9 protein-coding genes and 2 pseudogenes are annotated in these 8,911 nt (G+C 66.2%); 6 read left to right on the top strand and 5 right to left on the bottom strand.

Translation table 11 applies throughout. The features are described 5' to 3' along the window. Positions 1 to 114: 114 nt before the first annotated feature. A complete protein-coding gene (locus tag ABIE65_RS27590; RefSeq protein WP_354081966.1) occupies positions 115 to 1,527 on the bottom strand; it encodes an NAD(P)/FAD-dependent oxidoreductase in 1,413 nt (470 codons plus the stop codon). Between the two features lie 91 nt (positions 1,528 to 1,618). Beyond that, complete coding sequence (locus ABIE65_RS27585; RefSeq protein WP_354081965.1) at positions 1,619 to 3,124, bottom strand: FAD-dependent oxidoreductase; 1,506 nt, start codon at positions 3,122 to 3,124, stop codon at positions 1,619 to 1,621. 686 nt (positions 3,125 to 3,810) lie between these two features. On the opposite strand from ABIE65_RS27585, the gene ABIE65_RS27580 reads away from it, so the two are divergent. Next, entirely contained in the window at positions 3,811 to 4,104 is a 294-nt protein-coding gene (locus tag ABIE65_RS27580; protein WP_354081964.1) for a hypothetical protein, read from the top strand. Here ABIE65_RS27580 and ABIE65_RS27575 read toward each other — a convergent pair. Next, positions 4,057 to 4,803 carry a calcium-binding protein gene (locus ABIE65_RS27575; protein WP_354081963.1) on the bottom strand — a complete coding sequence of 249 codons (747 nt, stop codon included), beginning with the start codon at positions 4,801 to 4,803 and terminating at the stop codon, positions 4,057 to 4,059. The genes ABIE65_RS27580 and ABIE65_RS27575 overlap by 48 nt on opposite strands. 561 nt (positions 4,804 to 5,364) lie before the next feature. On the opposite strand from ABIE65_RS27575, the pseudogene ABIE65_RS27570 reads away from it, so the two are divergent. From ABIE65_RS27570 to ABIE65_RS27555, 4 genes and pseudogenes are all read left to right on the top strand, one after another. Further along, positions 5,365 to 5,739 (top strand): annotated as a pseudogene (locus tag ABIE65_RS27570) (ATP-binding cassette domain-containing protein); the annotation flags it as partial. A 146-nt stretch (positions 5,740 to 5,885) separates the two neighbouring features. Next, a pseudogene (locus ABIE65_RS27565) lies at positions 5,886 to 5,981 on the top strand (hypothetical protein); the annotation flags it as partial. Positions 5,982 to 6,005: 24 nt separating this feature from the next. Next, the gene (locus ABIE65_RS27560) at positions 6,006 to 6,353 is read left to right on the top strand and encodes a hypothetical protein (protein ID WP_354081962.1); all 348 of its coding nucleotides are present in this window, start codon (positions 6,006 to 6,008) and stop codon (positions 6,351 to 6,353) included. 60 nt (positions 6,354 to 6,413) lie between these two features. After that, positions 6,414 to 6,887 (top strand): oligopeptide/dipeptide ABC transporter ATP-binding protein, encoded by a 474-nt coding sequence (locus ABIE65_RS27555; protein ID WP_354081961.1) that lies wholly within the window; start codon positions 6,414 to 6,416, stop codon positions 6,885 to 6,887. Positions 6,888 to 7,136: 249 nt separating this feature from the next. Here the strand turns inward: ABIE65_RS27555 and ABIE65_RS27550 are convergent, their stop codons facing one another. Continuing rightward, the gene (locus ABIE65_RS27550; protein WP_354081960.1) at positions 7,137 to 7,436 is read right to left on the bottom strand and encodes an SWIB/MDM2 domain-containing protein; all 300 of its coding nucleotides are present in this window, start codon (positions 7,434 to 7,436) and stop codon (positions 7,137 to 7,139) included. A gap of 307 nt (positions 7,437 to 7,743) precedes the next feature. Here ABIE65_RS27550 and ABIE65_RS27545 point away from each other — a divergent pair, with 307 nt between their 5' ends. After that, positions 7,744 to 7,950, top strand: coding sequence for a hypothetical protein (locus ABIE65_RS27545; RefSeq protein ID WP_354081959.1), 207 nt, complete (start codon positions 7,744 to 7,746; stop codon positions 7,948 to 7,950). Positions 7,951 to 8,151: 201 nt separating this feature from the next. Here the strand turns inward: ABIE65_RS27545 and ABIE65_RS27540 are convergent, their stop codons facing one another. Then, positions 8,152 to 8,595, bottom strand: coding sequence for an SRPBCC family protein (locus ABIE65_RS27540; RefSeq protein ID WP_354081958.1), 444 nt, complete (start codon positions 8,593 to 8,595; stop codon positions 8,152 to 8,154). Positions 8,596 to 8,911: the final 316 nt, after the last annotated feature.

The following is an 8,911-nucleotide window of genomic DNA, read 5'->3' as shown; positions in this document are numbered from 1 at the left end:
TGGTCATCGGCGCGACAGGCGTCGTCGGCTTCGCCATTGCTGGGCCCCTGGCCGTGGCCGGGCGTAACGCAACCGGCAGGGCCGGCGCCGGGCGGCACGAGGGCCGGCTGCGCCTCAACCGGCACCGCTCGTAGGTTGAACGCGTTCAGTCGACATCGCCTCATCCTCCGTAGGCGGATGCGCCTCCCTGACCGGTCCCGTGATCAGTCTGGCTCCGCGCCCGTAGGTGAGCCACGACCAGATCCAGTTGACGAAAACCGCCGTACGGTTGCGGAAGCCGATCAGCAGATAGATGTGCACCAGTCCCCACAGCAGCCAGGCAACGTATCCGGTCAAGCGGATCTGCCCGAAATCCGCCACGGCGGCGGATCGCCCGATGGTCGCCATCGTGCCCCAGTTCCGATAGCGGAAGGGTGGCGGAAGTGAGGTGGCGCGGGCCTTCGCGGCAATCAGCCGGCCGAGATAGTCCCCCTGCTGCACCGCGACTGCGGCCAGTCCGGGCAGCGGCCGGTCGTCCGCCCCCATGGCCGAGGCCGCATCGCCGAGGACATACACCTGCTCCAGCCCCGGAACCGAGAGTTCCGGGGTCACGCGCACAGTCCCGTTGTGCTCCGTGGGGACGCCGAGCCACTGTCCCACCGGCGTCCCTCGGACACCCGCGCACCACACCACGGTGGCACTTTCCATACGCTCGCCCCGCGCCACGATGCCGTCCGCATCGATCTGCTCGATCGGCGTCTCCAGGCGCACGTCCACCCCCATGCGCGTAAGGGCGTGTACTGCGTACTTCCCGAGCCTCTCCGGAAACCCGCTGAGAAGTCGAGGCCCCGCCTCGATCAGCAGAATGCGCGCCGACGAGGGGGCTATGCGCCGGAAGTCGCGGGCCAGGGTCGCGCGGGCTAGTTCGGCGACCGCACCTGCCATCTCGACCCCCGTGGGCCCGCCGCCGACGAGGACGAACGTCAGGAGACGGCGGCGGAGAGCCTCGTCGGACGTCGTCTCGGCGCGCTCGAACGCGAGGAGGATACGGCGGCGGATCTCCGTCGCGTCTTCCACGGATTTTAGGCTCGGCGCGAACCGTGCCCATTCCTGATGGCCGAAGTAGCTGTACTGGGACCCCGTGCAAATCACGAGGTAATCGTAGCGCTGGGTGGCGTTGTCGCGCGTCAGCACGAGCCTCGCCTGCGTGTCGATGCCGATCACCTCGTCCAGCAGGACCTCCGCATTGCGTTGCGGGCGGAGCATGGCGCGGATAGGCGCCGCGATATCGGCCGGGGACAAGGCGGCGGTAGCCACCTGGTACAGCAGCGGCTGGAACAGATGGTGGTTGCGGCGGTCGATCACCGTCACCTGGACCGGTGCGTCGCGCAGCCGTTTCGCTGCCGCCAGGCCCGCGAACCCGGCGCCCACGATCACGACATGAGGCAGGCGGCCCGGCGTCGCTTCGGTCTTCTGGACGCCGACGGACCGCGGCACGGCGCGAGGTCGGTCGGTGATCGTCGCACTTTCCGTGGCGCTGTTATCCATCGGGTTCCTCGGCACCGGATCGGTAAAACGCATGCGCTGGCCGTGATGCCACGCGGCGGTCGCGCTGATGCGTCGCCACGTGACATGCGGCTCAGGACAGGCTGGCGGGGGCCAGCGGATCTATGGCGGGTCCGAAGACGACCTCCCCGTCGATATCGAAGCGCGAGCCGTGGCATGGGCAGTCCCACACCTTCGAGAGGCCGTTCCAGACGACGGTGCATCCCATGTGGGTGCAGGTGACCGACACGGCGTGCATCTTCCCCTTTTCGTCGCAATAGGCCGCCACCTTGCCGGAGGCGGCGGTGACGATCGCGCCTTCCCCAGGGCGCAGATCGGCGGCAGCACGTTCGCCGGGTGTGAGGTGGCCGCCGACCCACTCCTTGGCGACATCGAGATTTTCGCTGAGGAAGGTGCTCGCGCCCTTGGTCGCTGCGATACGCGTGGAATCGTAAATCGACGCCCACGGGTTCGGCTCGCCTCGGATGAGGTCGCTCAGGATCATCCCGGCCAACGTGCCACCGGTCATCCCCCAGGCACCGAAAGCTGTGGCCGTCCAGAGCGCGTCGCTGGCGGATCGCATGCGGCCGATGAAGGGAACGCGGTCCTTGGAGACGAAGTCTTCATTGCTCCAGCGGCTGTGGACGGCGCGGACGCGGAAGTGCCGGGATACCCATGCCTCCAGATCGGCAGCCGCGGCCTCCGGGTTGCCGTGGCCGGTCTTGAAGCCCGCGCCCGTGGCGATGAGCACCGGTCCGTCCGGGCCGCTGTGGAAGCGCACGGAGCGCGTGGGCTCTTCGACGCTGATGAACATCCCCTCCACCACGCTCTCGGGCTCGACAAGAGCGGCCATCGCGACATGGGCGTAGGGATAGGCCAGCGCGAAGAAGCCTCCCCGGTCCAGGAACGGCAGGTTCGTCGCTACGATCACGCGGCCCGCTTGAAGCGTCCCCGCACGCGTTTCGACCCGGCAGGGCTGTCCTTCCTGAACGTCGGTCACCCGCGTGTTCTCGAAGACATGGCTGCCCCCGCCGTCGATCTCGCGCAACAATCGCAGCAGGTAGAGGCGCGGATGGAACTGCGCCTGATTGTCGAACCGAACGGCGCCCGCGAAGGGGAACGGCACCGGCAACTGGTCCACGAAGGATGCTGGAAGGCCGAGGCGCAGCGCCGTGTCGGCCTCACCCCGCACGGCGTCCAGGTTCGCCGCGTCCATGCAGAAGGTGTAGGCCGGGCTACGCTCGAAACCGCAGTCGATGCCCAGTTCGGATACGAGGCCGGCGATCTTCGCGAGCGCAGCCTCGTTGGACCGGCCATATGCGGCGGCCGTCTCCTCTCCGAAGTTGCGAACGAGGTCCGCATATATCAGGCCATGGAGCGAGGTGACCTTCGCCGTGGTGAGCCCGCTCACCTGCTCCGCCGCGCGACGGGCCTCGACGAGCGCCACCGAAAGACCCGCGCGCTTGAGAAGGAAAGCTGTCGTGATGCCGACGATGCCGGCGCCGATTACCGCCACGTCGACCTTCACATCCTGCTGGAGGCTCCGGTAGCTGCTGGGCGGCGTGGTGTCGATCCAATATGAGCGGCTGTCGTGGGCCATGGTAACGGTCTCTGCTCGATGGAAAACCTTGCGAACCCTCAGGCGGCTCGCGGAGCGCTTGCCGCCAGCGACCTGATGCGGATGCCCCGCATCCGGAACCCGTCAAAGCGGCGCTCCGCCTTGATCGAGACACGCCTGTCGTGGCATCGACCGCGAGCCCCATCCGACGAGACTGCAGTCGACCAAGTCATAGTGCTGTTCCTGGGTGTACTGCGGCTGGCCGCTACATCCAGCAGTCAGAAAGACGGCAAGCACCGGAGTCGCGAGTAGGTTCACGAACCGCTTCATCGGATCCTCCAAAGGCACGTACGCAGGCAGCGACAGCCGGACATCGCGGCGACACACCTCGGCGCCATCACGGCGATCTTTTTTGATAACAGGATGATCGCCGCCCCGTTCCCTTTGGTCCCGCTGGCATCACTGTGCTCGTGCCGTCGGGGCTGTCGGAGCGCGGCGCAAAGACCGCATGCGCAGAACAACCGGCCGCTCTCTCGTCCACACGCTCAGCGAACAATCTTCGGTTCACCAGCGATAGGCGCGCAGGGAGGCCGGTGGGCGAGCGGAACAGGGAACCAAGGGAGGCCGCGACTTTTGTCTTCTCGTCGGAGGCGATCCGATCTCCGCGCGCCTGCCGCCCGAGCCCGCCGCGATCGGAGGGAGCCACCTGCCGATATCAGGAGAACGGAATGAACACGGCAAACCTGCAGTTGGAAGGCTTGTATCTCGCGCTGGCGGCGATTGCAGGCGCGTTACAAAAGAAGAACCTGCTGACGGAAGCGGAACTCGAATCTGCACTCGCCTCGGCGGAAAACGCCATCCCGCCGGGTGTAGATCGGACAGAGAAACTCTCCCCCGCGCACTTAGATGCCATTCGCTTTCCTCTGCGCTTTCTGCGCCTTGCCAACCGCGCGATCGCGCATGAGGAGTCAGTTTCATTCTCTGAGATTGCCGCTCAGGTCGGAAGAACGAAGGAGCACTGAGAGAGTGATGGATTGGACGCATAGCCCGTAGGACGTTCCTGGAGAGGGTTGGAAGGCAGCCCCTCTCCCCACGTCAACGGCGGAGATCTGCCGGGACGCACGGCGTCGGTTTGCAAAAAAGGGGCGAAGTGCCGCTGATCCATTGCGGAATATTTCGGGAAGACGCGGATCGGGCCGATCGCCATATCTAGGGCAGTACCGCATCGGACAGCAGACGAGCGGCAGAGGGACGTGCCGCAGGACGGAACGAGGAAGGTCATCGCCTTTTGAGATCGGTGCCTGGATTCCTGCACCGGCGACGAAGTCGGCGATCACGTCGTTGCCGAACCCGAATACATCGTTGCCGCCGAGGCCTTCTAGGCGATCGTCCCAGGCACCTCCTTCGACGCGGTTGGCACCACCGGTGCCTCTCAGCACGTCGTCGCCGGCCTGACCGTCGAGCGTGTCGTTTCCAGGACCGCCCTGAAGGCGGTTCACACCGGTTGTGCCCTTCAGAGAGTCGTCGAACGCCGAGCCGACGACGTTCTCCATTTCGATCAGCGAATCGCCTGAAGCATGGCCGTGCCAGCCGTTGCCCGACATCAGGCTGACCGTCACGCGACCGGTCGAGCCGGAATAGTCGGCCGTGTCGACAGCGGCGCCACCGGTCATCGCATCGGCGCCGCCGGAACCGCGGGCATGGGTCGGCAGGGACGACATGGGGCCGCTCGCGTCGAGCGTGTCCGCTGCGTCGCCGCCCAGATAGGACAGCGAGCGCAGACCGGTCTGCGCAAAGTCGCCGCTGACCGTCGCGCGCTCGGACCGGATCTCGACTTCTTCGACGTTCCGCGCGTTCAGGACCCGGTCGGCCGTGCCGTCCGCCGGCGCGCCGTCGATGCCGTCGAGTTCGAATTAGAGGGCAAACCTGTCGTCGGTAGGCCGCATCGCGACTGCTGCCGCGGTGAGGGTCAGCCTGTCGGCGCCAGCGCCACCATCCACGCCGTCCAGGGTCCCGATCGCCGGGAACGGGATCGTCCCCATCCGTGCCGACGTAGCCGTCGCCGATCGGGGCCGCGTAAGGCAGGGCGGCGAAACGTTGGACGTAAATGCCGGCAACGCTGCCGTCCTGGTCCTCCGACTGCCACGTGACGACGAAGCTACCGCCGGACAGCACGGTGACGGCAGGGGCCGTCTGCAGGCCGGGCGTGTGCGTATTGACGAGAAATTCGTCGCCGGCCGCGTCGCCGTTCGGGGCGAAGCGCTGCACATAGATGCTGCCGGGTGTCCCATCCTGAAGCGCCGGGCCGCGTGACCCGCGGTGCGATCCGCTTCCAAGGGCGCGACTTGGCGCGCCTCGCCGGAAGCAAGATGGCGGCCGTACGCGGCGACCGCATCGCCATGATCTTCCGGGAACCGATGTCGTCGCTCAATCCGCCCATGTCGATCGGCGCGCACGTCGCGGAACCGCTGCGCCTGCATCGCCGCATCTCGCGCCGCGAGGCACGCGCGCAGGCGATCGGCCTGCTCGATCGCGTCGGCATTCCCTCCGCCGCGAAGCGCTACGATGACTATCCCCACCGCATGTCGGGTGGCATGCGCCAACGCGTGATGATCGCGGCGGTCCTCGACTGCGAGCCCGCCCTGCTGATCGCCGACGAACCCACGACGGCGCTCGACGTCACCATCCAAGCGCAGATCATGGATCTGCTCTCGGACCTCCAGGTCGAGTTCGGGATGGGCATCCTGTCTATCACCCATGATCTCGGCATCGTGGCCGAGCAGGCGCACCGGGTAGTCGTCATATATCAGGCCGCATCGTCGAGCGGGCCGATACCGTCACGCTGTTCCGCCGCGCTGCGCATCCGTACTCGGCAGCGCTCCTGCACTGCATCCCGGACGATGGCGCCGGGGAGAGGCTGGCCGTGATCGAGGGTTCTGTCCCGGCACCCACCGCACTGCTAACGGATGCCGCTTCGCGCCGCGATGCGCGCGTGCCGCGGCAGCCTGCCGCTCCGCGGACCCGCCACTCGCGACGCTCGGCGCGGACCACGCTGTGGCCTGCATCCACCCGCTGGAGGCCGCCGCATAACGAGCTTCTGCAGGCCCGCGGGCTCATCAAGCATTTTCCGGTTCTCGGCGGCGCGCTCGGCCTCACCCGGGTAGGGACGGTGCGGGCGGTGGACGGGGTCGATCTCACCGTCATGCCCGGCGAGGTCCTGGGTCTGGTCGGCGAAAGCGGCTGCGCAAATCGACCCTCGGCCGCCTGCTGATTCGTCTGCTCGCACGGCACGCGCTAGGCGCACCAATTTCCGGGCGAACAACGCCAGCGCATGGGCATCGCCCGCGGGCTGGCGCTCGATCCTGCGCTGGTCGTCTGCGACGAGCCGGTCTCGGCGCTGGACGTATCCGTGCAGGGACAGGTGGTGAACCTGCAGCGCGACCGCGGCCTCAGCTACGTGTTCGTCTCGCACGATCTGCGGATCGTGAAGTTCATCGCCGACCGGGTTGCGGTCATGTATCTCGGCCGCATCGTCGAGATCGGCGACAAGAAGACGATCTACGGCCGTCCGCTGCATCCCTACACCGAGGCTCTCCTGGCCGCCGTCCCGGTGGCGCGACCGGGACTGCCGCGCAGGCGGACGGCGGTGCAAGGCGAAATCCCCAGCGCAACGAGCCCGCCGAGCGGATGCTTGTTCCACCCCCGCTGTCCGATGGCGATCGATCGATGCCGAATCGAGATTCGGATCCTGCGAACCGTCGATGGCCGCGAGGTCGCCTGCCATTTGGCCGACAGCCGGGTTTGAGGAGCAGGCTGCGGACCGCCGAGCCGCACCGCCGCGTCCTTCACGCGCGATCACACGCCGGCTCGACCGCCTCTGCCGACCACCTGAACAAACCTCCTGCATCCCGCCGGAATCGGGCCGCGAAGCCTGCAGAACTGTGCGCCTCAGGCCGCAACCTGGTCACGAGGCGCGCGTCGCGCGGGAATCACGCGGCGTCGCTCACCAAACTCTGCCCTCGATTGCCACACGAAAGCTCCGCCGGATCCGCCGCTATTTCAGGTGCTGGGCCACGTACTTGTTCATCTCGAACATCGTGACCTTGTCCTTTCCGAACACGGCCCGCAGTTTGTCGTCGCTCCTGATCTCCCGACGATTCTCGGGGTTCTGGAGATCGTTCTTCTTGATATACTCCCAGAGCTTCTTGACGACCTGCGGGCGCGGGAGCGGGTCGGAACCCACGACGGCTGCCAGTTCCTTGGACGGCTGAAGCGGCTTCATCAGCGCCGGGTTCACCTTCTTCTCGCTCGAGCCCGCCTCACCCGCCTTCGCGGCAGTCTGCTTCTTCGCCATGCTTCCTCCAGAATCCTGCGTTTCGTGTGGTTGCCACACTATGCCCACTTGCCAGAAGGGCAAGCATTCTGCTCAGTTGACTGCGCCGCCGCTCCAAGTCCATCCGGAACGGCCTGTACGGCGGGTCGGGGTAACGTCCGGCACTTTTCGTCCATCTATCATCGTCTCGACGATCTCGGGTGCGAGCAGTATCAACTGCAGCAGCGGGCTGGCGTGCGCCGGATCGACCCGCTACGCCGCCGCGGACGTGCCGATTGCCACGTAGATCCCGATCTGTCACCGGCGGCCAAAATTCGGAGTGCGCGGCATGAATGACGTCAAGATCGACCGCGCCGCGATGGGGCGCCTCGCTAAGGCTCTCACCTTCATCTGTGGGTCCAATCATCCGACCACCGTCGCGCTCAAGGCGGCGGCGGAGAGCGGGTTAGACCGAGACATCAAGACGGCCCGGACGCTGTTCATGCGCATGAAGCCCGGCGACCGGCAGGCGGCATTCAGCATGCTGGCTGACTGATGAGGCCGCACTTACGAACAAGGCCGATGCCGACCACTCCCGAGACAGCCTAGACAGGAGCGAAGGTCCAACAGAGGTTCACGTGCACTGCAATCCCCAATCAGCGTCTGACCTCGACTTTGTCGCCGAGAGGCGGACGACCTCCATGTCCACTGGGCAGATGGTCTGGAGGATCTGGGGGCAAGGCACCCCCTCGCCGCGCTACTGGCAGATTTCAAGCTCCAAGAGCTTCGCCAGCTTCCGCAGGCTCTCGCGCCAGCCGAGGTAGCAGGCTTCGCGCGGTATCGCGTCCGGAATGCTTTCCTGCTCGATGATCATTTCCGTGCCGACCGATACGGCCTTCAACGTCACGGCGACCTTCATTTCGCCGGGCAGGTTGGCGTCGTCGAACCTGTCCGTGTAAACGAGCCGCTCACCTGCGACGAGTTCCAGGTACTCGCCGCCGAAGGAATGGCTGTCGCCGGTGGTGAAGTTCCGGAACGACATCCTGTGCCGCCCGCCCACCCTGGCTTCCAGTTCGTGGACCGCACAGGTGAAGCCGAACGGCGGAAGCCAGCTCGCGACAGCATCCGGTTCGAGGAACGCCCGATAGACCTTCTCCGGCTTGGCGGCGATGACGCGGTGCAGGCGGACGGTGTTCGGCATGATGTCTTCCTTCGTTTCTGGTCGGTGTGACCGCTCGGTCGCCTCCGCGTTGAGCAGCGGCTCAGGGGCACCTTCTTGCTGCTCCGTCTTGAAGACGTCTCATCGGATGACATTCCGACATGACGCGAAAGTTTTTCGCAGGACACCTTTCCGCAGGTTCTGCAGGCGAACCACTATGCCTGAGACGAAACACCAACCCACATCGCCGCCCAAGCCGTCCATCCTGCTCTTCGGGACTATCTGACCCGTCCGTCTTGCTCCGTGCTCAAGTGGGCACAGGATGTGCGGTCCAGGCAACACTCCCGGCGCCGTAGCC

This window comes from Constrictibacter sp. MBR-5 (assembly GCF_040549485.1).
In the GTDB taxonomy this organism is placed as follows: Bacteria; Pseudomonadota; Alphaproteobacteria; order JAJUGE01; family JAJUGE01; genus Constrictibacter.
This window is presented reverse-complemented; position numbering and strand designations above follow the sequence as displayed.